This is a genomic window from Kordiimonas laminariae, from assembly GCF_023008165.1.
GTDB lineage: Bacteria > Pseudomonadota > Alphaproteobacteria > Sphingomonadales > Kordiimonadaceae > Kordiimonas > Kordiimonas laminariae.
The window spans coordinates 86109-109046 of record NZ_JAKQZA010000010.1 but is presented as its reverse complement, the minus strand read 5'-3'; the positions used below and the strand labels follow the sequence as shown (position 1 = coordinate 109046).

Below are 22938 nucleotides of genomic sequence, written 5' to 3'. Positions count from 1 at the left end.
GAACGAATTATATTAATTGTAAAAAACTGCTAAATATAAGATAGGTAATAACATTAACTATAAAAACAGTGAGGAAAATATGAACTTTCATAGCCCAAGGAAAAAGAACCTACTCCATAAATGGCAACCAAAAGCCGCTGCTACAGCTTTAGCAATGGCGCTTAATGTGGTTCCAGCTATCGGTACAGATACAGACGCTGAAATTATTGCTCAGGAAGCTCTGGAGCAGAAAAACCTGGAAAAAGCCGTCTACTGCATGAAGGCGCTTGAAGTGGATTTAGATGTTGACCGTTTTGGCAGAGAGTGTGTTGCAGATGTTCATATTGAACACGCTCCTCATGTACCTGATGGAAAAGAAGGTCTGCTACAGTATTTTGCACGTGCGCTGGAAAGAATGCCGCAAATGCACGGTGATATTAAACGGGCTGGCGCAGATGGTGATCTGGTTTGGATGCATATACACTTTAAACCAACTCCCTCTTCCACCGGAAATGCTGGCATGCATATATTCCGTATGGAAGATGGAAAATTTGCTGAGCATTGGGGTGTTAGCCGCCCAGTGGTGAAATCTGAGCTTCATGATAACTCGCCATTCTAGAGGATTTATTTGCCACACATAACAGCTAAATCTTAGGGTTCCGTACTTCGCCTGTAATTCTTTCACTTGGCCAAACAGCTCCTCGTGATAGTCTTGCTTGCGGAGCCCTTTACACTGATGTAAGCCTTTAAATTAGAAAGAAACTTTTAACATAGGTGAGAGCTCGTGCATTCACAGTCAGCGTTGATATTGGGCGGTGCACGTTCAGGCAAAAGCAGTTTTGGTGAAAAGCTGGCGCTGGCAACTGAGCTTACACCTATTTATATCGCTACTGCTGAAGCGCACGACAATGAAATGCAAGAACGCATTGCTCATCACCAACAATTGCGAGAAACATCTGGCTGGAAAACCATTGAAGAACCAACCAATATTATTGACGTTATTAACGCCGAAGCCTATGAAAATACTGTCATATTTATTGATTGCCTCACCTTATGGCTTAGTAATATCACATTCGCTGAGCTAGATATCGATGCTCAAATCACCAGCCTTTTAACTTCTATAAAAAAAGCCCCTTGCCCGGTCATATGCATCAGTAACGAGGTAGGTATGGGAATTGTGCCTGCGAATAAGCTTGCACGTGATTTCCGTGATGAAGCAGGAAGGCTTAATCAACGCTTAGCTGCCGCCCTGCCCAACTGCTTTTTCATTATCGCTGGTTTACCTATGCCTTTGAAAAAAGATGGTCGTACCATGTTAGAAAGTTTATCTAGTGACCAACCTTAAAATCACCAGCCACAGCAGTTTCTCTGCGCTCTTGGAAGGGTTACCCTCCCCTCAGCAACATTTCATAGATGAGGCTACTCAGCGCCAATCTGCGCTTACTAAACCGCCAGGCTCCCTCGGCAGGCTGGAAGAAATTGCTGTTTTCCTTGCTGGTTGGCAGGGCAAGTTAAAGCCAACTACAGATAACGTACATTGCTTGGTATTCGCCGGCAATCACGGTGTTACGCGTAAGGGAGTATCTGCTTTCCCTTCGGAAGTTACAGAGCAGATGGTTGCGAACTTTGCAACTGGTGGAGCTGCTATTAATCAGCTATGTGCGGCCGCAGGTGCAACCCTCGATGTAATAGCCCTTGATCTAGACCAACCAGTGGCAGATTTTACTTCAGGCCCCGCGATGAGCGATGAAGAATGCTGTGCAGCTATTCAAGCAGGTATTGATGCTGTTCCTGAAGATGCTGACATAATCCTTCTCGGGGAAATGGGTATTGGAAATACCACATCAGCAGCAGCAGTTGCTCAGGCAACGTTTGGCTGTTTTCCCTCTGATTGGGTTGGTCGCGGCACTGGTGTTGATGACAATGGTTTTAAGGCCAAACTTAAAGCCGTGGAAGATGCTCACCTGCTCCATCTTTCAAGCCAAATATCTTCTTTTGATATATTAAGGACAGTAGGCGGTCGGGAACTAGCCGCAATCGCTGGGGCCACATTAGCGGCCAGACATAAGCGTATTCCTGTAATACTGGATGGTCTCATCTCTACCGCAGCTGCAGCGGCTCTTGTGAAATCAAACCCTGATGCTCTTGATCACTGTTTGATTTCTCACCTTTCTGTGGAGCCTGGGCATAAACTGATAGCAGAGAAAGTTCACAAAAAACCGCTTCTTGATCTTGGCATGAGACTGGGGGAAGCCAGTGGTGCTGCCGTGGCTCTAATGATCATTAAATCAGCTCTTGCTGCTCATAACGGTATGGCGACGTTCAAAGAAGCTGGAGTAACCAGTGGTGACTGACGAGAGCAATAAAAAAGGCTTAGTTCGAAAATGGCGCGAAGATATCGCTGCTGCCTTTATGTTGCTCACGCGCATTCCCATAAACTGGGCCAAAATTTCGAATACACCTCCTAACTTAGGCCGGGCCATGAGGGCTTACCCAGTTGTAGGCTTTTTCATAGGTGGCCTGATGAGTTTGGCTTTTCTCGCAAGCACTCAAATGGGGATGCCTAAACAGCTCGCAATCCTAATAGCTATATCTACCGCAGTTTTCACCACAGGATCTTTTCATGAAGATGGCCTCGCTGATGTGGCCGATGGATTTGGTGGCGGATACGGTAAGGATAAAAAACTCGAAATTATGCGCGACAGCAGGATTGGTACATATGGTGGTCTTGCTTTAATTATTGCCTTCTCTTTCAAATTCTTCAGCCTTCAATCCCTGACAGATATCGATATCATACGTGCAATGATAATTGTCGCAGTTATATCTCGTTCTGTAGTACTTATTCCGTCACTGATACTCTCCCCTGCCCGTAGCAACAGCCTTGCCACCGAGGCTGGCAAACCCTCTTTTCCAACGGTAACAACGGCCTTTATCCTCTCACTTGGCTGTAGCTTTTTCATTGCTGGTATGGCTGCAACAATATTTCTTACGGTAAGTGCACTATTAACGACGCTTATTTTCTGTCGACTGGCTTACAAACAAGTAAGCGGCTATAGCGGAGATATTCTGGGTGCAACACAGCAGCTTTCCGAGATCGCTATGCTCATAACACTTGCAACTTTATGGCAGGCATCCTCATGATCAGTGATATTCAGCTAACAGAATGGTATCTAGTCCGTCACGCGCCGGTTAAAAACAGCCGTAAGGGCATTTATAAAGATGCGAACGCAGAAGCAGTATTGCCAGCGACGGAAACCATTTCAGCACTAGCCGCTGAACTCCCCAAGAACGCTGAATGGTACGTAAGCCCCCTGGATCGCACCCAAAGTACAGCTAATGCACTGATTAAAGAAGGAAGTCTAAGCCCCAAAATAATAAACACTTCTTCGGAAATTACTGAGCAGAACTTTGGTAGGTGGCAAGGGTTAAGTTTTGAAGAAATATGGGAGGAAATGAAAGATTTAGAACCGCATAACTGGTCCCTGTTAGCGGCTGAAACAACGCCCCCTGAAGGTGAGAGTTTTTCCTCTGTTAGCGACAGAGTGTCAGGTTTTATTGAAAACCTTATCAAAGAAGGAAATTCAACTCCTAAGGTCTTGGTAACCCATGCAGGTGTGATCCGTGCCTTTGCAGGCATAACTCTTGGTTTAGACACCAATCAGGCTCTTGCACTAAATGCAGAGCCCTTCTCTCTCACCCGTCTATTGCATCAAACAGGACAGGGAAAAGGCGGTCAATGGCAGCTTCAGTGCCTTAACCGCCTCTACTAACACTCTAAAAATCAATACCGCGCGCGGCTTTAATTCCGTTTTCAAAAGGATGGCGGACCATTTCCATACTGGTCACCAAATCAGCAACATCGATGATTTCCTGTTTGGCATTACGGCCAGTTACAATCACTGTTGTACGTGGATGGCGAGCAAGCAGGCCTTCTTTTACTTCTTCAACATCCAAATAATCATTTCTGAGCACGATATTCAGCTCATCAAGGACAACGAGATCATAGTCACCGCAGTTCAGCATCTCTTTACTTACCTCCCAAGCTTTTCTTGCGGCTTCAATATCCCGCTCGCGATCTTGAGTTTCCCACGTAAATCCTTCGCCCATCACTTCTAGACGAACAAGCTCAGGAAACCGCTTAAAAAACTCTTTCTCACCGGTTTTCCAATTGCCTTTAACATATTGAAGAACAGCAACATCATGCCCCCAGCCCAGCGCGCGTAACAACGTACCGTAAGCTGCGGTTGATTTCCCTTTACCGTCGCCAGTATGAACCATCAAAAGCCCACGCTCAGCTTTCTTTTTTTCTTTCACCTTAGCGCGCTGCTCTTCTTTGAGCTTCACCATCTTCTTACGGTGTTCTTCATTAATATCATCTGACATATAAAGCCTCCCTCAGGCGGTTAAATTCTTTCTCGCTGGCCGGTAGGCCAAAGCGTATCCAATTGGGGTATTCTTCAAAGCGCCGAATATGGATAGCGCTACCATTCAACTGTTCTGTCAGTCGGTCTGTATCTTTATGGTAACCGAGACAAAACAGATCAGTACCCCCTATAATTTCAAAATCGGCACCCTCCAGAATGGTTTTCAGCTTCACCATCCCTTTAGCCTGTGCCATTCGAGTATCCTGAATCCATCTATCGTCTCGAAGAGCTGTGAAAGCGATAAGAGCAGCCAGCCCATTTACAGACCAAGGGCCCAGAATAGCTTGTGCCTGGCCCTTCAGGTCAGCTGGCAACTTTGCATAACCAAGCCTTACCCCTGCCAAGCCAAAAAACTTACCAAAGGAACGCAGAAGGATCATATTATCTGGTATGTCTTCAGTGACTATACTGGTAGAGAAGGCAACATCGGCAAACGCTTCATCCAGCAGCAGATACCCTCTCTTTTCTTTCAGCTGTTTAGCGGCTTTCCATATGACCTCTTTCGACCAAATATATCCGTCAGGGTTATTTGGGGACGTCAGAAAAACAACCTGTTGGTCACCATATTCAAAAGATTTTAATACCTCTCGCTCCAGCATAATGGCAGGCCGAGCAGACCGGCTCCACACTCTGGCATGCTCACCGTAATTTGGAACAGGAATAACCGCCTGGTATTCAGGCAGAAGCTGCGGCATTATATTAATGATAGCCTGTGAGCCGGCCGTAACGAGCCAATCAGTCCTATCCTTTATCCCCAAATACCGTGACCATGCCTTACCGCAAGTATCAATAAGGGAGGTTTGCGGCAGTTTTGAAGACGCTTCATAGAGATCAGCTGCAGCTATTTTCTCTTGCCACGGATAAATAAATGGGCTCAAGCCCGTAGACAAGTCCAGCCATCCTTCTTGCAAATGAGGATATTGCGCTTTTACCGCTCGCATATCACCACCATGATGAATGGAGGGGATCACCACACACCTCCCACCATTAACAAGACAAATAGAACCAACCAAGATGCTTTCACGATACACAGCGCCAATCCAAGATCAGGCTGATTGGTTTCAGGGAAGTCAGCGCCGAGCCATGCATATTCTTCCCTTTGCCCCGGCCCATAAGACCTAGGGCCACCGAGACGCACCTTGAGAAGACCAGCCATTGTTGCTTCCGGCCAGCCTGCATTTGGGCTCGCGTGTAGATATGCATCCTTGAAGGCCACTTTAAAGCCCTGAAAAGCTGAAGGTATTCTCAGCACAAAGGCTCCCAAGGCCAGTAAAAGTGCTGTTATCCGCGCTGGCAACAAGTTCATCGCATCATCAAGTTTGGCACTTGCCCATCCAAAATCACGAAAGCGTTCTGTTCTATGTCCAATCATGCTGTCAGCAGTGTTGACCATCTTATAGACAATCAGCCCGGGAAGCCCACCTATCAGCAACCAAAACAGCGGGGCAATAACACCATCAGAAAAATTTTCCGCCAAACTCTCCGCCGCAGCACGTGAAACAGCCAGTTCGTCAAGGTCAGCCGTTTCTCTTCCTACGACCATCCCTACTGCACACCTGGCATCTTCAACGCTCTGCCGATCAAGAGCATTCTTCACCAAATTAATATGTTCAAAGAGGCTTCTTGCAGCAATAAAGACACTGGCAATCAATGCAACAAACAGCAAGCTATACGGCTCCACCACATAACTCTTGATAGCGTTTTCGGCAATCCACGCAGTAGCTCCCCACAGCAGTATCAACAGCAGAATGGAAACCGTCCCTAAAAACTTGCGAACACTTCTCTTTCTGGATGGTTTGTTAAAACGGCGCTCTAAAAACATAAGCATAGCGGCCATCCAGCTAACCGGGTGCTTTATTCGGCTGTAAAGCAATTTAGGCTCCCCAGTCAAAGTATCCACCAGCATAGCCAGACACGCTAATAGCATCAGGCAACCCCTTTATCCAGATTATGAACGATCAAAAAATCTCGTCCCTTATTTTTCCAACGCTCGGCCTGAACGCCAAAAACCTGATCTAAATTTTCATCACTTAAAATTTCTTCCGCACTTCCCTGACCAATCGTTTTGCCTTCATGCAACAAAATCAAACGATCACAATAACGAAGCGCCAATCCAAGATCATGAAGAACAACCATTACGCCCTTCCCCGCCTCAGCTTCATTTTTCAGGATATCCATCACCTGAAGCTGATGAGCTGGATCAAGAGACGCCACTGGTTCATCAGCAAACAGATACGGCGTGTCAGAAGCAAGCGCACGAGCAAGTAACACACGCGCTTTTTCTCCACCCGACAATGTCGTCACAGACTGCTCTTTCAGGTGCGTGCAATCCGTTTTTCTAAGCGCTTCCTCGACAATTTCCAGATCTCTTACGCCCATTCTTTGCCACGGATTTAGATGAGGCGCTCGCCCAAGGCCGACAATATATTCTGCGGTTAAAGGCCAGTGAACCGGTGCCCCTTGCGCCGCATAGGCGAACAGCTTCGAACGTTCTTTGATGGAAAGACTGTTTAAATCTCTTCCTTCAAGCATCACCTCACCTCGGACACAATCTTGAAGCCCGAGAATGGCTTTAAGCAAACTACTTTTACCTGCACCATTTGGCCCGATAAGACCCACCAGCTCGCCGCATTTCATCTCAGCAGAAACATCTTTCAGTATTTCTTTCGTCCCGACCTCCAGTGAGAGATTGGCTACCTTTAAATCGCTCATCTCATGGCCTCCCGGGCTTTATAAACAATGAACAGGAATGCTGGTGCCCCAACAAGCGCCATAACCACGCCGATATGAAGCGGAGTGCCTGGGGTTGGTACTCTTGTTAAAATATCAGCAAAGGTAAGTAGCAGCGCCCCCATCAAACCACTTGGCAGCAATAACCGCCCCGGTTCCTTACATATAAGACCACGCACCATGTGCGGCACAATTAGCCCTACGAACCCGATACTACCGCATACGGCAACTGCCGCCCCGACACTGATAGCTGAACCAACGACGATACGGAGTTTAAGCTGCTTTATATTCACCCCCATGGTCTTCGCCGTGTCTTCACCGACACTGAGAGCATTCAGTTCTTGCCCTACATTCAACATCAACAGCCAGCCAAAACCGATAAACGGCAGTGCAAACCAGAGATCAGATACTGTTCTGTTTTCAAGTGAACCAAGCATCCACATAATCATATCCCGCACACTGATAGGACTCTCTGAAAGGTTCATTACAAGTGAGATAAGAGCTGTTGCAAGCGAGCTAATACCAAGCCCCACAAGAATAAGCATAAGAACACTGGCATCTCGCGCTGAGATGAAAAGGAGGATAGCTGTTGCAACAAGTGCGCCCGCCATAGCGAAGAAGGAAATCATAAGCGGAAAGCTGATGATAAAGCCCAAGTGAATAGCAAGCACAGCGCCAAAAGCCGCACTGGCCGTTACTCCAATAACACCGGGATCAGCGAGAGGGTTTCTCAGCATTCCCTGAAGCGCTGCACCTGAAAGGCCAAGAGCAGCGCCAACGACAGCCCCTAAAATCACACGCGGCAACCGAAGTTCACGCACAATAATAGAAACAGAATCATCTTTACCACCGGTCAGCCCTTGCCAGACATCCGCAAGGGACATATCAACCCTGCCGAATATGAGCGAAAACAGCATTACCCCAAGCAACAGCAGCCCAAGAAAAACGTTATCTCTCAGATATTTATTCATCGGCCGTATCTTTCTTTTTCAGGATACCAAATTCACTGGCTTTAGCGCGGATAGCTTCCGCAGCATCGGCGAGAAACAAACCATTACAGGCCAGATAACTTCCGGGCAGGTGAACGGTCGGGGTTTGGTCCATCATCTCAAGCAATCTGTCATGTCGGCTGAGGCTCCAATTGCTTTGATTTTCCATATTGGTATCGAAGAAGCTGGTCACAAACATATCTGGCGGATCCATAATCAGGTCTTCAAGCGGAAGTAGCAGCCAACCCTGATACCCTTTTGAAGCGGCATAAGAACGAAAGCCTGCCAGTTCGATGATGCCGTCCACAAACGTACCAACACCTGAGGTGAACCCACTTGGAGTGACATAGGCAATCTGGAGGGAGGATTTCGCCTCTAGCTTCAACGCCTGTAATCGGGCTTCGAACGTCTTTGCCATTGCTTCAGACTGCGCTTCGCGGCCTATGGCTTTTCCAATGGTACGAACATTCTGAAGTACAATTTCAGGTGCACTGCCAAACCGCGTTTTAACAAGCTCAAATCCAGTACGTTCCGCCATTTCAGGCATACGCGCCGCGACTGTATAGCTCTGGATAGCAATCTCTGGCTGCAGAGCAATGACTTCAGCAATCGAGCTTTCTGTGTATGGGACCCCAGCAGCTCGTGCCCGGTAGAAAGAATATTTTTCCCTAGCCCCTTTTGATACCGCTTTAATCTGCGAACGATCAGCGAGAGCAAGAATATATTGATCCGCACAGTAATCGAGCGAAACCACCGAAGGCAGAGGTTGAGTTTCAGCATCACCCGCTGCTTGAGACGGTGCTGCCACCATCTCAAACAGTGTTGCTAGCAGAAGACCAGATAATAACTTTCCTAAAGCCATTACCTTGCTCCCGTTTACTAGAGATTAACCCTTAGCCCAACATAAGCTGAACGGTCAGGTGTACCGTATCCAATGATAGACTGATATTCTTCATCAAACAGATTATCGATACGGCCGTATACACTCACACGGTCATTGATCTGGAAGCTTGCTCGCAGATCAAGACGTGTCCAGGCTTCTAGAGTTCCAGCACCAAATGACTGTTCTTCTTCACCGTTATGAACAAGTGTTGCCCGCAGATTAACCGCCTCAACAGGCGCCCAGTTTACGGTGGCAGAGAATTGGTTTTCCGGCTGACGCTCGATCGCAATATCAGTCGCTGTATCAACAGCATCTGTATATGTGTAATTAGCGCTTACATCCAGCCTATCGCTTAGGATTGCCTGCAAACCTAGCTCAAGACCTTCTGAACGACGAGAATCCACATTGGCGTAACCATTTGTGAAAGTGAAATCAATGGCATCACGGGTTTTCAGGTTAAACCATGTCGCGGAAAGAAGAAGATCACCTTCAAGGAAAGTTTGCTCAACGCCAAATTCATAGCCTTTAGCGCGCTCTGGGCGGAGATCTGAACTTGGCTCTGTAAGACCACAGAAAGTACAAACAAATGTTAGCTGGAACACGCTGGGTGCTTTAAAGCCTTCACCCCAGTTTGCAATAAGGCGCGTTGTATCTGTTACCTGATATGACCCTGTGAAACGCGTTGTTGTGGCACCACCGAATGTCTCGTGATCATCCTGACGAATACCGGCTGTCAGAACCAGCCCTTCCACAGGTGTCCAGCCCAATTCACCAAACACGCTATCAATGGAAATACCATCACCTTCAAGGTTTGTAGCTTTAGCAACTTCATGCTGAGCACCGAAGGTTACAGTCCAGTCCTCTGTGGCTTCAAATACACCAAGATAGTCAAAATTTGTACGGTTACCCTGTGCCCCAAAGCTGGAAGCGCCATTTGTAAAATTCTCTCGCTCAATTGAAGAAAACTCTGCGGATACAGTATTCTGTAAGCGTCCATCGAACAGGTTAAAATGCGCACGACCTGCAATCAAAAACTCATCAGTATGGGCAACTTCATCACCATCAATTGGTCCGAAGCTATCAAATTCACTGGCATTATCAGAATAACGCGAGATCACTTCAAAACGAAGATCTTCGGAAATTTCGCTGGTTACCTTACCCGAGATATTATAGCTGCGCAGGCCATCACGCTCGGTGTTACCGTCATTTTCATCAGCGGCAGAAATACCGTCTGTATCTGTGAAGCTGGCTGCCAGATTAAAACCAAGTTTCTTCGTGCCGCCGTGCAGCGCGCCACCAGTACGGAATGTGTTGTAAGAGCCATATTCAGCATATGCGTTGCCACCAAGGCCATCACCACCAGTTTTCGTGATGATATTCACCACACCACCGATAGCGTCTGAACCATATAGTACAGATTGTGGACCGCGCAGTACTTCGATACGTTCGATATTATTTGTATCAAGATGAGCGAAATTATAGCCGTTACCCGTAGATGAAGCATCATTCAGTTGCACACCATCAATGAGTACAGCCGTACTATCACCACCAGCACCGCGCAAAGAAAGGGATGCCAGCCCACCAAAAGAACCATTTTGGGCGATATTTACGCTCGGCAGCACCTCTAGGGCATCCACGACAAAAATGTTCTGACCCTTTTGCAGGTCGATATCCGTAAGAACAGAAACACTACTGCCAATTTGTGAAAGTGGTTGCGCGCGGCGGTTTACAGTTACGTAAATTGTTTCAATGTCGTCTGCTGCTTCGTCTTGAGCAAGGGTTGGTGCAGAATAAAGACCACCAGCAAGAAGCGCGGTGATACATACAGAATTTTTAAGATGTTGCATGGCAAAATCCATCAAGCTTGCCTCCGTAGAGGCGAATTAATCTTAACAGGGAGCTTGTCGGATGAATAACGAGACAATCTCCGTGCAAACGGTTTTATCGCCTACACGGGATTCCGTTCTAACTGGTTGCTCCGACCGCTAGAGAGGGCGATGCGATGGCAGGTCTCCTGGCTTGTAAATCAAACATGAAACACCCACCTTCCCGTCTGCCAAACATCAGCATTCAGTGGTGTACGGGGTTCACTCTTTACTTACAGTTACGGGCATAGCAACGGACTAAATCAAAAATGATCGCACCGTTTTCCCTTTTCACTCTGGTTTCCCAGAGCACCATCTGGCACCCGGATACTTTAAGGGATGTTTTTTTTCAATGATTATGTGCCATGAAGCCTTAAATTGAGCAACGAAGTGTGGTTTTCCTACCATATCATTTTTGTAAAATCAGCTTCTCCATTGGTAGGCGTTCTTGCCAATTTTCCCGAACAAGTTCAGGTGTTTGGCTCTCTTCCTTAGGATATCCCATACAAAGATACGCTATAAATTGCCAGTCTTCCGGGCAGTCTAATATCGCAGTCATCTCTTGAGGTTGAAGGATAGAGACCCATCCTAATCCGATACCTAGCGCTCGAGCCTTCAGCCATAAGGTGTGAATGGCCATAATTGTAGACCATACTGGAGTTTGGGGCATCGTTTGCCTGCCCAGGCCTTTACCCTCATTTGGATTCATGGCTGAAAACACAGCCAGCTGTTCGGGCGCTGTATGAAGCCCGTGCAATTTCAGACGGTTATAATGTTCTGCGGTTTTACCTTCATATATTTGTGCTGATCGTTTGTTTTCGAACTCTACATGATTTCGAATTAACTGCCTAGTTTGAGGGGTTGAAATACGCACAAAACGCCAAGGTTGAGAGTTCCCTACAGAAGGAGAATTGGTAAGAGTTTCCCTGAGCAGACATTCAAATATTTCTTGGTTCAATGGGTCAGTTTTAAATGTACGAACATCCCTTCGCCAACTTAATAGTTGATCAAACTCTGCACGAAACTGATCAGAAAATTCTGGAGAAGGATTATCCATAACTTACTCTATTCAAACTGGTTCACATTGGGGAAATCCGGCTATAAACCACTGCAGATCAGTAGCCCCTCTACAAAGACAAGGGTAAATCTATTAACTTACCCTTGTCTATAATCTAATGTACTTTATTCGTATCTCAACGCTCTAACAGGGTTTGCTCGAGCAACCTTAGCCGCATTGCCGCCAACCGTTCCCCATGAAATGAGAGTGGCAATCGCCCCTGCCCCTAAGCAGATAGGAAAAAGTATCCACGTATCTATACGGTATGGGAACGTCTCAAGCCAATTAAGCATTGCGAAGATCGCAACAGGCCATGCCAATAAACAAGCAAGCAATACCGGTTTTGAAAACTGCCAAACCAGAAGCCGGACGATATCATATACACTTGCCCCTAAAACCTTGCGTACCCCAATTTCTTTCGTTCTTTGCTCCGCGGTGAATGCCGCTAAACCGTATAGCCCCATACAAGCAACAATGATGGCAAGCAGAGAAAACACCACAAATAAGATAGCGAGTTGCTTTTCAGCAGAAAAAGCTTGCTGAATAACATCTTCTACAAATTCATACTGGAACGGAACCGTTGGAATAAGGTTTTGCCAAATCCCTCTAACGCCTTCCACCAACTCAGTACGTTCACCCGCATAACGTATAGTTAAACCGCCCATTGGATAGTTTGGTTCAAGGTAGTATGCTTCTCCCCATCCTTCATTCCTTGGCCGGTGGTAGACCGTATCTTTCACAACACCAATTACGCTTAAATCTGCATAAACCTCCTGCTCTGCAACCATGGCTATAACAATACGAATGGCCTTGCCAAGCGCCTGATCGGGCGTACCAAATCCTAAGCGTGTTACCGCTTTTTCGTTTATCATCACTGTGCCTTGCAATACTTCACCAGGTTTTGCTCCTTCAGCCCTTGGAGTCCCGTCAGTAGAACGGGCGCGGTCAAAACTTCGGCCAGCAATAAGTGGAATATCGAAGGTTTCAAGGAATTCATGGTCAACAGCCTGAACAGCCAAGGAAAGACCGTTGATAGATTGGCCAGGCAACTGAAGAGCCCTACTATTTCTACCACCTCCTGCAGGCCTTGAACTAGTAACAGCAACACTCGTCACCCCTGGAAGCCTTTGGACCCGATCCCGAATAGCCTGTTGGTGCGCCGCAGCTTGAGCAGTGCCGAAATTACGAACACTCAGTAGATTGGTGGTGTTATAGCCAACATCCTTCGTAATCGAATATTGGGTTTGCGCATAAATTACACCAGTCGCCACGATCAAACCAATAGAGATAGCAAACTGAAAAACTACCAATACCTGTCGTAATAACACTGATTGCCCTTGTCCTGCGGACTTGTTAGCTTTCAGTACAGTTGCTGGAACGACATTTGATAGAGCGAGCGCTGGATAAGCCCCTGCCAAAAGACCTATTACAAGAACAAAGGCAACTAGCTGCAATAATGTCATTGGATTAGCCAATTCCAGCGTTAGATGTTTGTTCAGGAATGAGGAAAAAAAAGGCAAGAGCAGCTCAACCAGCACTAATCCTATAAGTAAAGCTATTCCCACCAGCAGTAAGGATTCTCCTAAATATTGCCGAATAAGCTGGCCACGTTGCGCACCAAGCACCTTGCGGATAGCGATTTCTCGAGCTCGTTTTGTTGATTTAGCGGTTGCAAGATTGACAAAGTTCACACATGCCACAGCCAAAATAAGCATTGCTACAATACTGAAAGAAACAACTTTTGTGAGGGCACCCAGTTCTTTCATCTGGTCATCATTACTGATTGCGTTTAGCTGTACATCAACGAGTTTTTGAAAAGAATAATTCCAAAAATCAGTCGGTTGGGCATTTTTATCCGTAGACACATAAGATGGAATAACAACGTTTGAATTTATAAAATCCTTAAGCTGGCTACTCACCTTTACTTCATCGCTATCGCTCCTCAGCTTAAAATAAAGCCAACCGTTTGCACTGTCCCAACCATCAAATTCCCATGGAGCACTTAAGAAAGCACTTTCATCAATCAATGCAAGTGCCTGAAAAGAAAGCGTTGTATTATGAGGAAGATCTTCGAAAACCGCCGCTACTGTATAAACTCTATTCAGATCATAGACAGCAACCTCTAGCGTTTGGCCAATCGGGTTAATATTCCCGAAATACTTCGTTGCAAAAGAAGCATTGATTGCAATGTTGCTGGTATTTGAAAGCGCAACGCTCATATCGCCGTTTATCACATCCAGCTGGAATAATTCTGTGAATTCCGCGTCAACAAACTGTATGGCTTCTTTGAAGGCACTTCCACCGATACGAACTGTTGAATTCATCGAATTTAATCGAGTAGCCGCTTCGATATCGTCTTTAAAATAAAGACGCATGGCCTCTTTCATTCTACCTGTTACTCGAGAAGTGGTATTAGCAGGGCTGCCGGGATAATTATATGTGGTATTAACTTGGTAAAGTCTTTCTGAATCTTCCCATATGCGGTCATATGATAACTCATCCTGTACAAACAAAAGGATTAAAACACAACTCATTAAACCTATAGACAGACCTATTATATTAATTGCAGTAAAGAGCCTATTTTTTAGCAAATGTCGCCACGCTGTCAGAAAGTAATTTTTAAACATTGGTTTCTCGCCGTTTTGTTATTTTATGAAATGCTCATGCAGCGCGAATATTTTCAGCTACTACCTGCCCATCAAATAAATTGATAGTACGGCGCGCAAAATCGGCGTGCGAAGGGCTGTGTGTAACCATAACGATTGTTGTCCCCTCTTCATTTAAAGCCTGCAGCATTTCCATAACCTCCTGACCATGTGAACTATCCAGATTTCCTGTCGGTTCATCAGCTAGGATCATCGCCTGATCACCCACAACGGCGCGGGCAACAGCTACCCGCTGCTGCTGGCCACCTGAAAGCTGCGACGGCATATGCCCTGCACGGTGAGCTATACCCACCTTATCCATCACGGTCTCAACCCGGTCACGCCGTTCGCTAACCGGAATATCATGGTATAAAAGAGCCAGTTCTATGTTTTCAGAAACAGTTAGTTCATCAATCAAATTAAATGACTGGAAGATAAACCCGATATTACGTTTGCGGATATTACTCAGTAATGCTTCTGAATACCCTGCTATGTTTTCGCCCATGAAAAGATACTCTCCTGAGCTTGGTGTATCCAGCATTCCTATAATATTAAGAAGCGTAGATTTACCACAACCTGACGGCCCCATAATAGCGGCAAATTCCCCTGTTGATATCTCGATATTTACGTTATCGAGAGCCGTAGTTTCAACTTCGGATGTTCTATAAATCTTTGATAAATTATTAAGCTGCAACATGATGCATATCCTCTTTAGTTAGCTGTCGGTATCTGGTTTATTCAGTTTAATTTCAGGCGGTCCATATCGGTGTAATTCGTATATGGTGATGTAACCACACGCTCACCTTCCTCAAGACCCTCAAGAACTTCTATAAATCGGCTGTTGCGCCGTCCAAGCTTCACAGATCTTTTCACAGCCACTGCACCATCACTTGTAACGACGAAGACCCAGTTTCCGCCCGTATCCTGATAAAAAGCCCCGTTCGGTATCAACAAGCCTATAGTTGCCTCGCCCAGCATTAGACGGGTTTGCAGGCTTTGCCCTCGGCGAATACCTACAGCTTGTTCATCAGCGAAAGTCATATCAACTTCAAACTGACCATTATTTACCTGAGGATATATTTTCGAAATCTGCAGGCTATAAGATACCCCATCTCTGTCAAATTCTACTCTTTGATCGATATCCACACGGCCCAAGTAAAATTCATCAATATGTGCAACTAATTTGTATCTAGACGGATCATCTATTTGTCCAAGACGTCCACCACGACTGATGCTTTGACCAACTTCAATATCAAAGCCGGAAATTTTGCCCGAAACCGGTGCTTTTATGCTTAAAGCCTCAAGGTTTTGATGCGCAAACTTCAGGTTTCTTTCAAGTTGTTCTGCTCTTGACTTTAAGTAACTCAACTGCTGTTCCTGAATACGTGCATCTGTGGCTTGGCTTTCAAGGGTCAGCTTTCTTCTTTCAATATTGTAAGCCAACTCATCTTGCGTATTTTCCAACTGACTTGATGAAACGGCACTGGTTTTAATCAGCTTTCCCTCTCGCTCCACCTGACGTGTTAATTTGAGTATCTGGTAGTCAAACTCAGCGAGACTTCTTTTGTGGGACAGCCTGTTTTGTGCAAGCTGGAGTTCGATGGTTCTCAAGTTATTGAGCTGTTCTGTTACCAATGCTTCATTACCCATTACCTGTAGCTGTAAACTAGTATTTGATAACTCAGCAATCAGGGCGCCTTTTTCAACAACAGCACCATCTTCAACAAGAACACGTTCCACCCTGCCGCCTTCTATAGCATCTAGAAAAACTGTCTTTAGCGGAGTTACACGAGCACGAACGGGTATAACGTCTTCAAATACACCTTGCTTTACTTCTGAAATGATTACCTGATGTCGCTCAAGTTTTATTGATTTACCTGAGGTGATACTTTTCTGTGCTATCCAATAACCGCCCAGCAATAAAACAGCGCCTAAAACGGCATAAGTATATTGGTTTGATTTCTTTTTTCCGCTTACGGCCCGATCCATCCCCTGACCGGAAACAGAGGTATTGGGCACCTTATTTACTATAGCCTCGCTGTCGTTCTCGAGCCCGGTTGCCATATTTTCTCTTCTCATTATTTTTGGTCTCGCCATTTGATTTTGCGCTTAGATAATCAGCAAAGCGCGTGCCAGAAATTAACTCATTGATTTTAAGGGGCTTTATAGTTTTACCTTGCAAAAAGCTATATTTAACTGTTCGATATCGCACACTTAAATGTTCGATATCGGGCATCAATTCAAAAACACGCGGAACAGCTATGAGCAGTAAAATACTAATTGTTGATGATGATGAAGATATTCTGATAGCTGGTAGACTGCTGTTGAAAAGACATTTTGATAAAGTAGTTACCACTAACGTTCCAAGCCAGATACCAACGTTGCTGGCCAGCCAAACTTTTGATGCCATTCTTCTTGATATGAATTTTAGTCCGGGCTTATCAGATGGAAATCAGGGCTTTCATTGCTTGGAAAAAATACTGAATATCGACCCAGATGCAGTGGTTATATTAATAACCGCACACGGCGACGTGGATATGGCAGTTGAAGCGATGAAGCGTGGTGCCACCGATTTCATCACTAAGCCCTGGCAAAATCAAAAGGTAATTGCAACTCTATCAACTGCCGTAAAACTAAAAAAAAGCCGCAATGAAACCAGCCATCTGAAACAAGTGAATGCCACCCTTAATAACGTCCAAAATAAAAGCGACAGCCCCATATTGGGTGACAGTGCAACAACTCAAAATATGTTGTCACTTATCGACCGCGTGGCCCCTACAGACGCGAATGTGCTAATTCTCGGGGAAAACGGTACAGGTAAGGAGTTAACCGCACAGAAGATTCATAGTAGTTCACTCAGAAACCATAAGATTTTCATATCAGTAGATATGGGTACAATCCCCGAGAACTTATTTGAATCAGAGCTCTTCGGGCATAAAAAGGGCGCTTTCACTGGCGCAAACGAAAACAAGATAGGTTTTTTTGAAGCCGCAAATGGAGGCACGATTTTTCTTGATGAAATAGGTAATGTTCCATTGCACCTTCAAGCAAAGTTATTAACTGCGCTGGAAAAACGTGTGATTACTCCAGTTGGGGACACCAAAGAAAAAGATATAGATGTTCGGGTTATAGCAGCAACAAACCTTCCCAAGATGGAACTTCTTGACGAAAGAAAATTCCGGCAAGACCTCCTGTTTCGCCTAAATACAGTGGAAATTATTGTCCCACCCTTAAGAGAAAGACCAAGCGATATTCCTGCTATTGCAGCCTTTTATGCTGATTTTTACGCGAAAAAATATAACTTCCAGCCGAAGTCTTTTTCAGAAAAAGCTATTAAAGCTATTAAAGCAGCGCCTTGGCCCGGAAATGTTAGGGCTTTGCGGCATTCAATCGAACGGGCTGTTATTCTTTCCGATAGTACAGAGTTTCAAGCAGCAGACTTTCAATTGAGTACTGAAGGGCAAGCTTTTGAGCATGCGCATGCTGTAGAAAATAATCAGCAGACAGAAACTCTAAACCTCGAAGAATTGGAAAAGAAGGCAATTACTCTAGCTTTGAAAAGACAGCGCTACAATATAAGCCATGCAGCGAAAGAGCTAGGTCTTACGCGTGCGGCGCTCTATAGAAGGATGGAAAAACATGGCCTATAGTAATTTCACCATACATCTTGGCATAAGATTAACGCTTGTTTTTATTTCTTTCTCTGTATTCGCTTTTCTAATTCACACCCCAGGCTATCACGCGACGACCCTCCTGTTACTGTTCATATCAATAGGGCTTACATATAATCTCTGGCACCTTATTACCCTTACAAACCGTGAACTCGCTCGTTTCCTAACAGCGATACATCATCAAGATTTCAACCAACGTTTCGATTTAAAGGGATATCGAGGTGGCTTTGATGATCTAACAAAGTCATTTTCCATAATACTCAACAAATTTAAGGAGTTACAATCAAATCAAGAGACAATACTTAAACATCATAAAGCTCTCATTGAACATGTTCCCTTCCCTCTAATTTCGCTCCATGAAAGTGATAGAGTGACATTTTGGAACCATGCCGCGAGGAAGCTTTTCAGGAATATCCATCTATCAAGCATTTCCGATCTCAAACAGTTTGGGCAGGATTTTTATACGGAAATATTATCTTTAAAAACGGGGCAGAAAAAGCTCATTCGTTTCAATATAGACGGGACAGATCAGCATTTTATGATTGCCGCTACCAAAATCATAATTGGAGGCAACAGCGAACGTCTTCTAAGCCTTCAGAATATTCAGAATGAACTTGAAACAGCTCAATTACAAGCCTGGCAGGATTTAGTCCGCGTCCTGACCCACGAGATTATGAACTCCATTACTCCCATGGCGTCTCTCGCTAATACCGCCAATGATTTGATGGAAGACCTCAAAAGAAAACCTGGATTACCGAATGAATTTACAGAAAGCCTAACAGATATTGGAGATGCTGTACAAACGGTTGCGAGGCGATCCGAAGGACTAACAGAATTCGTTGGCAGCTACAGACAGCTTACCCGCTTACCCCCACCACAGAAAACCAAGTTCTCTGTAACAGGATTATTCCAGTCTATTGAGAAACTCGCAGTTCAATCTTGGAACAATAAAGATATCTGGTTTGAATCTCACGTTAGTCAGCAAAATCTTGAATTATTTGCAGACCGGAAAATGATTGAACAAACATTGCTTAATATGGTGCAGAACTCCGAACATGCAGTTGCCGGGAGAAAAAAAGGTCATATCAGTTTGAAAGCCTATATCAATTCAAGGAATAGTATCGTTATAGAACTCGCAGATAATGGCACCGGAATAGATGCAGAGACAGCATCCAAAATATTTATACCCTTTTATACCACCAAGCGGACAGGTAGTGGCGTTGGCCTTGCCTTAGCAAGACAAATTATGATCGCCCATCGCGGCTCTATATCACACTCAAATGCTGCAAATGGAGGCAGCGTTTTTACGCTTACATTCTAACTAGAAAGCCGACCATTATGAAATGGATCGGCTTATATTGGGTTAGAGGGTAATTAGAAACGTCACTTTACTGTTCATACCACCTGTACCAACAATATTTTCCCCAGGCGTAAGTTTAATCTCTACTTGTTTACCAAATTTGCTGGCAATTTCACCATTAACTACGGTGCCGTGTTTTGTTCCTAGATCGCGAACCCAAACTTCCTTACCATGTTTCACAAACTCAAAATGTTGAGGTTCGAGGTCTGGCGCACTGGGTAATGGAAACATCAGGCTTTGAGCGGACTCTCTTGCCATTTCTCCCGGTGCTCTAGAGTTTCCGATAAAAAACGGGAAGTTTAGTATGCGAACTGGCGCAACCAGTTTTTCCAAAACTAACGGTGTCACACCTTCTACAACAGGGTCACCCGTTTGCATGGCTGTTTTAGGCTTCTTCTTATAAACGGCTTTAATCTCGGAGTTTTGTATCAATTCACGTTCAGGTACATACCTATCTCTAAGCCGTTTAGCCATCGCTGTTACAACATGCTTAGCCAGCGGATCTGAGAAAGTACGCCGGAAGGTCTCACCCGGAATAATTAGCAATCTTGCGTCCGTATGTGCTCTAACAGTAGTGGAGCGAACATCATTTTGAAGCACTCCCGCTTCACCAAACAACGACCCTGCTTCAAGGGTACCTAATTCGTAAAAGGCACCATCCTTTGATCGCAATATATCAATTTTACCTTCAAGGATAAGATAAGCGCAGTCACTTTCTGCACCCTCTTCATAGATGGTTTCGCCCGCTTTAAAGAGCTGTTCCTCACCATTATTTTCCATTTGCCGACCTTTAACTGAAAACTTTAGCAGCATCCTAATATATTAGATGACAAGGTATAAACAAATCATTGAGAGCAAGGCGTTATCTGTTCAACTTCATGCTTAATTCGTATTCGATCTTGGGCGGAAACCCCAAGTAATCCACCAATTTTAGCAATAATGTTTAATTCAAAGTTATCAAGATGCCCATCCGCAAAAGCTACTTGCCAAAGAAGTCTGATAATTTCCTGTCTTTCCTCATTATCAAGTTCTTTACTCACAGCTCTGGTAAATTGGTATAGGCTAGGCGCGTCATTTTCATCTTCCAGAGCTAAGTCGGCGATATGAACGGCACTGTCTTTGCTCAATGAGAAATGATTCTGCAAATTTTTGATTAAAACTTCCCGTTCTTCGTCAGTGTAATTTTCATCGCTTTTAGACACGCTTACCATTAAAGCTGCTGTGGCCAAATGAAGTTCAGAAACCTCTTTTGAAGCTGTATCTGGCTTGAGCCCTAAAACCTGGGAAATTTTATCAAACATATTATTCTCCAAACTAATCAAGTACATATCTAAGAGAAATTATGACAAAATAAAGCACTATAAGACGTGTTGATATATTCTAGTGGACAAACTGTGATCACGGGCTTCGACCAGAGCTTATCTACTGGCATAAAGTGCTCATAAAAAAGCCCCACCAAATGCAGGGCTTTTTCGTTTTTTAATCTCAATTATTCTGAACGAATAGAGCTAAGGAAGTTCTGTACATTTTCACGCACTTCTTCTGATTTAACAGAAAGGCTCTGCGCTGCCTGCAGCACCATCTGAGCACTATTTCCTGTATCTTCCGCACTCATTCTTACTTCTGAAATCTTCTCAGTAACATTTGAAGTAACAGCGGATACTTCGTTGATGTTTCTGGCGATTTCCTGCGTAGAAGCATCCTGCTCTTCAACCGCACTCGCAATTGAAATAGCTGTATCACCAATACCTCGTATTTTTGACTGGATCTGCCCAATCGCTTTAACAGCTTTACCAGTAGCATTCTGCATTTCAGAAACCTGCGTACTGATTTCTTGAGTTGCTGTGGCGGTTTGGTTTGCAAGTGATTTCACTTCGCTGGCTACAACCGCGAAGCCTTTACCGGCATCCCCTGCTCTCGCTGCTTCAATTGTTGCATTAAGGGCGAGAAGATTGGTCTGCTCGGCAATATCATTAATTAACTTGATAACATCACCAATTTTTTGAGCTGCTTGCTCAAGGTTCGTAACATCACTTCCAGCCATTTCAGTCATATTAACAGCTTCACCAGCCCCTGATGATGATTGGTTCGTCTGCTGAGTAATTTCCCTTACGCTAGAAGAAAGTTCACTAGCCGCACTAGCAACACCTTGTGCACTATTGTTTGCCTCATTAGATGCCTGAAGTACTTCAGATGAAATACTCGTCGAAAGTTCTACAGAAGATGTCATTGAATTGGCGGAAGCTTCCATTTCCTTTGCGGAAAGAGCAACTTCTTCAACCAGTTTCATAACTGATCCTTCAAAACTGTCAGCTAGTGCAAGCATTGCCGAACGGCGTTGTTGGCGAGCCTCTTCTTCTTCTCGCTCTTTCGTCAGGCGTCGTTCTTCTTTTGCGGTAGCTTCCCGGTCTTGACGTTCACGTTCACGTTCACGCTCTTGCTCTTCCTGAAGCTCAGCTTGCTTACGAAGCTTCTCCGCGGCGATTGCATTTTCCTGGAACACCTTCGTTGCACCAGTAATCATGCCAACCTCATCACCTGATTTAGAATCTGGAATAGTTACATCCAAATTACCCTCAGAGAGCTGAAGGATACTATCCGTTAGGTTTTTAAGAGGCCGTATGCTTACAATTGTCCAACCAGCAACCAGCACACCAAACACAACAGCAGCAAGTGTGAGCAACGTCATCTGTAGCTGAAAACTCTCTGTAACACCTCTTGCCTGGTCTGTAACGACTTTGTTCTTTTCTTCCTGAAGATCAATGAACTCATTAATGATTTGCAACCAGGTGACAAAAGCTGGACGGGCTTCATAAACTACCATGCTGTTGGCTTCATCAATTTCCCCAGCATCTCTGGCTTTCAAAACACTATCAATGATTGGAAGTGTTTTCTCTTCAATATCTTTGATTCTTGCTAGAATAGCTCGTTCATCAGAAGTGATGTCATCACGTTCTCTGAATAATCTATCCATTGCGACCGCAGATACACTGTAGTCCTCGGTAAGTTTTTCAATTTCATTGAGAGTTTCATTAAGCTCATCGAGGTCAGTTAAAAGTGTAACATCACGGAGTGCAATAGCTCTGTCATGTACGCTTCCCCGGAAGTTAATTGCGTACCGCTGTTTAACACTGTTTACGTCATTAATAATGGTAAGCATATTATTCACCCTGCTTACATCATTACTACCAACCACGGTTAATGAGACCATCAGGACGATTAGAATACCGAATCCCCAAAACAGCCTCGTATTAATTTTTGCGTTCTTTATGAAGTTCATCAACAGCCCCTTCATTACAGATTTGATCTGGACTGTATAAAACCTTATTCGTTCT

Annotated in this window: 21 protein-coding genes and 1 riboswitch; of the genes, 7 read left to right on the top strand and 14 right to left on the bottom strand. The window is 44.8% G+C overall.

The window, feature by feature from the left end:
* Positions 1–79 precede the first annotated feature (79 nt).
* The 5 genes from MF542_RS16650 (at position 80) to MF542_RS16630 (ending at position 3749) form a co-directional block, all read left to right on the top strand.
* On the top strand, positions 80–598 hold the full coding sequence (locus MF542_RS16650; RefSeq protein WP_247021547.1) for a nuclear transport factor 2 family protein: 519 nt from the start codon (positions 80–82) through the stop codon (positions 596–598).
* Positions 599–763: 165 nt separating this feature from the next.
* On the top strand, positions 764–1324 hold the full coding sequence (gene cobU / locus MF542_RS16645; RefSeq protein WP_343265026.1) for a bifunctional adenosylcobinamide kinase/adenosylcobinamide-phosphate guanylyltransferase: 561 nt from the start codon (positions 764–766) through the stop codon (positions 1322–1324).
* Positions 1311–2333 (top strand): nicotinate-nucleotide--dimethylbenzimidazole phosphoribosyltransferase, encoded by a 1023-nt coding sequence (gene cobT, locus MF542_RS16640; RefSeq protein ID WP_247021543.1) that lies wholly within the window; start codon positions 1311–1313, stop codon positions 2331–2333. Before cobU ends, cobT begins: the two co-directional genes overlap by 14 nt.
* Positions 2326–3120: an adenosylcobinamide-GDP ribazoletransferase gene (cobS, locus tag MF542_RS16635; RefSeq protein ID WP_247021541.1), complete on the top strand. Its 795-nt coding sequence runs from the start codon at positions 2326–2328 to the stop codon at positions 3118–3120. The genes cobT and cobS overlap by 8 nt, the downstream gene beginning before the upstream one ends.
* Positions 3117–3749 carry a histidine phosphatase family protein gene (locus MF542_RS16630; RefSeq protein WP_247021539.1) on the top strand — a complete coding sequence of 211 codons (633 nt, stop codon included), beginning with the start codon at positions 3117–3119 and terminating at the stop codon, positions 3747–3749. Before cobS ends, MF542_RS16630 begins: the two co-directional genes overlap by 4 nt.
* A 4-nt stretch (positions 3750–3753) precedes the next feature.
* Here the strand turns inward: MF542_RS16630 and cobO are convergent, their stop codons facing one another.
* The 11 genes from cobO to MF542_RS16575 form a co-directional block, all read right to left on the bottom strand.
* Entirely contained in the window at positions 3754–4362 is a 609-nt protein-coding gene (gene cobO / locus MF542_RS16625; RefSeq protein ID WP_247021537.1) for a cob(I)yrinic acid a,c-diamide adenosyltransferase, read from the bottom strand.
* On the bottom strand, positions 4352–5374 hold the full coding sequence (locus MF542_RS16620) for an aminotransferase class I/II-fold pyridoxal phosphate-dependent enzyme (RefSeq protein ID WP_247021536.1): 1023 nt from the start codon (positions 5372–5374) through the stop codon (positions 4352–4354). Before MF542_RS16620 ends, cobO begins: the two co-directional genes overlap by 11 nt.
* Positions 5371–6330: an adenosylcobinamide-phosphate synthase CbiB gene (cbiB, locus tag MF542_RS16615; RefSeq protein WP_247021534.1), complete on the bottom strand. Its 960-nt coding sequence runs from the start codon at positions 6328–6330 to the stop codon at positions 5371–5373. Before cbiB ends, MF542_RS16620 begins: the two co-directional genes overlap by 4 nt.
* Complete coding sequence (locus MF542_RS16610; protein WP_247021532.1) at positions 6330–7115, bottom strand: ABC transporter ATP-binding protein; 786 nt, start codon at positions 7113–7115, stop codon at positions 6330–6332. Before MF542_RS16610 ends, cbiB begins: the two co-directional genes overlap by 1 nt.
* On the bottom strand, positions 7112–8104 hold the full coding sequence (locus MF542_RS16605; protein ID WP_247021530.1) for a FecCD family ABC transporter permease: 993 nt from the start codon (positions 8102–8104) through the stop codon (positions 7112–7114). The genes MF542_RS16610 and MF542_RS16605 overlap by 4 nt, the downstream gene beginning before the upstream one ends.
* Entirely contained in the window at positions 8097–8984 is an 888-nt protein-coding gene (locus MF542_RS16600; RefSeq protein WP_247021528.1) for an ABC transporter substrate-binding protein, read from the bottom strand. Before MF542_RS16600 ends, MF542_RS16605 begins: the two co-directional genes overlap by 8 nt.
* A gap of 17 nt (positions 8985–9001) precedes the next feature.
* Positions 9002–10852, bottom strand: a complete 1851-nt coding sequence (locus tag MF542_RS16595; protein ID WP_247021527.1) for a TonB-dependent receptor plug domain-containing protein — start codon at positions 10850–10852, stop codon at positions 9002–9004.
* Positions 10853–10992: 140 nt separating this feature from the next.
* Positions 10993–11202, bottom strand: a riboswitch (cobalamin riboswitch).
* A 77-nt stretch (positions 11203–11279) separates the two neighbouring features.
* Positions 11280–11927, bottom strand: coding sequence for a 5,6-dimethylbenzimidazole synthase (bluB, locus tag MF542_RS16590; RefSeq protein ID WP_247021525.1), 648 nt, complete (start codon positions 11925–11927; stop codon positions 11280–11282).
* Between the two features lie 125 nt (positions 11928–12052).
* Positions 12053–14554 carry an ABC transporter permease gene (locus MF542_RS16585; protein WP_247021523.1) on the bottom strand — a complete coding sequence of 834 codons (2502 nt, stop codon included), beginning with the start codon at positions 14552–14554 and terminating at the stop codon, positions 12053–12055.
* 34 nt (positions 14555–14588) lie between these two features.
* Positions 14589–15269: an ABC transporter ATP-binding protein gene (locus tag MF542_RS16580; RefSeq protein WP_247021521.1), complete on the bottom strand. Its 681-nt coding sequence runs from the start codon at positions 15267–15269 to the stop codon at positions 14589–14591.
* A 41-nt stretch (positions 15270–15310) separates the two neighbouring features.
* On the bottom strand, positions 15311–16669 hold the full coding sequence (locus MF542_RS16575; protein ID WP_247021519.1) for an efflux RND transporter periplasmic adaptor subunit: 1359 nt from the start codon (positions 16667–16669) through the stop codon (positions 15311–15313).
* 164 nt (positions 16670–16833) lie between these two features.
* Between MF542_RS16575 and MF542_RS16570 the strand changes: the two genes are divergently transcribed.
* Positions 16834–18222 carry a sigma-54-dependent transcriptional regulator gene (locus tag MF542_RS16570; RefSeq protein WP_247021517.1) on the top strand — a complete coding sequence of 463 codons (1389 nt, stop codon included), beginning with the start codon at positions 16834–16836 and terminating at the stop codon, positions 18220–18222.
* On the top strand, positions 18212–19564 hold the full coding sequence (locus MF542_RS16565) for a sensor histidine kinase (RefSeq protein ID WP_247021515.1): 1353 nt from the start codon (positions 18212–18214) through the stop codon (positions 19562–19564). Before MF542_RS16570 ends, MF542_RS16565 begins: the two co-directional genes overlap by 11 nt.
* A gap of 42 nt (positions 19565–19606) precedes the next feature.
* On the opposite strand, the gene MF542_RS16560 is transcribed toward MF542_RS16565, so the two are convergent.
* From MF542_RS16560 to MF542_RS16550, 3 genes are all read right to left on the bottom strand, one after another.
* Positions 19607–20383 (bottom strand): cyclic nucleotide-binding domain-containing protein, encoded by a 777-nt coding sequence (locus MF542_RS16560; RefSeq protein WP_247021513.1) that lies wholly within the window; start codon positions 20381–20383, stop codon positions 19607–19609.
* Between the two features lie 65 nt (positions 20384–20448).
* The gene (locus tag MF542_RS16555) at positions 20449–20904 is read right to left on the bottom strand and encodes a tellurite resistance TerB family protein (RefSeq protein WP_247021511.1); all 456 of its coding nucleotides are present in this window, start codon (positions 20902–20904) and stop codon (positions 20449–20451) included.
* A gap of 188 nt (positions 20905–21092) precedes the next feature.
* Positions 21093–22883, bottom strand: coding sequence for a methyl-accepting chemotaxis protein (locus tag MF542_RS16550; protein WP_247021509.1), 1791 nt, complete (start codon positions 22881–22883; stop codon positions 21093–21095).
* Between the last annotated feature and the right edge of the window lie 55 nt (positions 22884–22938).

Bases quoted from the DNA above. Each gene is read 5' to 3' on its own strand.
- MF542_RS16650 (WP_247021547.1), top strand. From the start codon at position 80: ATGAACTTTCATAGCCCAAGGAAAAAGAACCTACTCCATAAATGGCAA.
- MF542_RS16630 (WP_247021539.1), top strand. From the start codon at position 3,117: ATGATCAGTGATATTCAGCTAACAGAATGGTATCTAGTCCGTCACGCG.
- cobO (WP_247021537.1), bottom strand. From the start codon at position 4,362: ATGTCAGATGATATTAATGAAGAACACCGTAAGAAGATGGTGAAGCTC.
- cbiB (WP_247021534.1), bottom strand. From the start codon at position 6,330: ATGCTATTAGCGTGTCTGGCTATGCTGGTGGATACTTTGACTGGGGAG.
- MF542_RS16610 (WP_247021532.1), bottom strand. From the start codon at position 7,115: ATGAGCGATTTAAAGGTAGCCAATCTCTCACTGGAGGTCGGGACGAAA.
- MF542_RS16605 (WP_247021530.1), bottom strand. From the start codon at position 8,104: ATGAATAAATATCTGAGAGATAACGTTTTTCTTGGGCTGCTGTTGCTT.
- MF542_RS16600 (WP_247021528.1), bottom strand. From the start codon at position 8,984: ATGGCTTTAGGAAAGTTATTATCTGGTCTTCTGCTAGCAACACTGTTT.
- MF542_RS16595 (WP_247021527.1), bottom strand. From the start codon at position 10,852: ATGCAACATCTTAAAAATTCTGTATGTATCACCGCGCTTCTTGCTGGT.
- bluB (WP_247021525.1), bottom strand. From the start codon at position 11,927: ATGGATAATCCTTCTCCAGAATTTTCTGATCAGTTTCGTGCAGAGTTT.
- MF542_RS16585 (WP_247021523.1), bottom strand. From the start codon at position 14,554: ATGTTTAAAAATTACTTTCTGACAGCGTGGCGACATTTGCTAAAAAAT.
- MF542_RS16580 (WP_247021521.1), bottom strand. From the start codon at position 15,269: ATGTTGCAGCTTAATAATTTATCAAAGATTTATAGAACATCCGAAGTT.
- MF542_RS16575 (WP_247021519.1), bottom strand. From the start codon at position 16,669: ATGGCGAGACCAAAAATAATGAGAAGAGAAAATATGGCAACCGGGCTC.
- MF542_RS16570 (WP_247021517.1), top strand. From the start codon at position 16,834: ATGAGCAGTAAAATACTAATTGTTGATGATGATGAAGATATTCTGATA.
- MF542_RS16565 (WP_247021515.1), top strand. From the start codon at position 18,212: ATGGCCTATAGTAATTTCACCATACATCTTGGCATAAGATTAACGCTT.
- MF542_RS16560 (WP_247021513.1), bottom strand. From the start codon at position 20,383: ATGGAAAATAATGGTGAGGAACAGCTCTTTAAAGCGGGCGAAACCATC.
- MF542_RS16555 (WP_247021511.1), bottom strand. From the start codon at position 20,904: ATGTTTGATAAAATTTCCCAGGTTTTAGGGCTCAAGCCAGATACAGCT.
- MF542_RS16550 (WP_247021509.1), bottom strand. From the start codon at position 22,883: ATGAACTTCATAAAGAACGCAAAAATTAATACGAGGCTGTTTTGGGGA.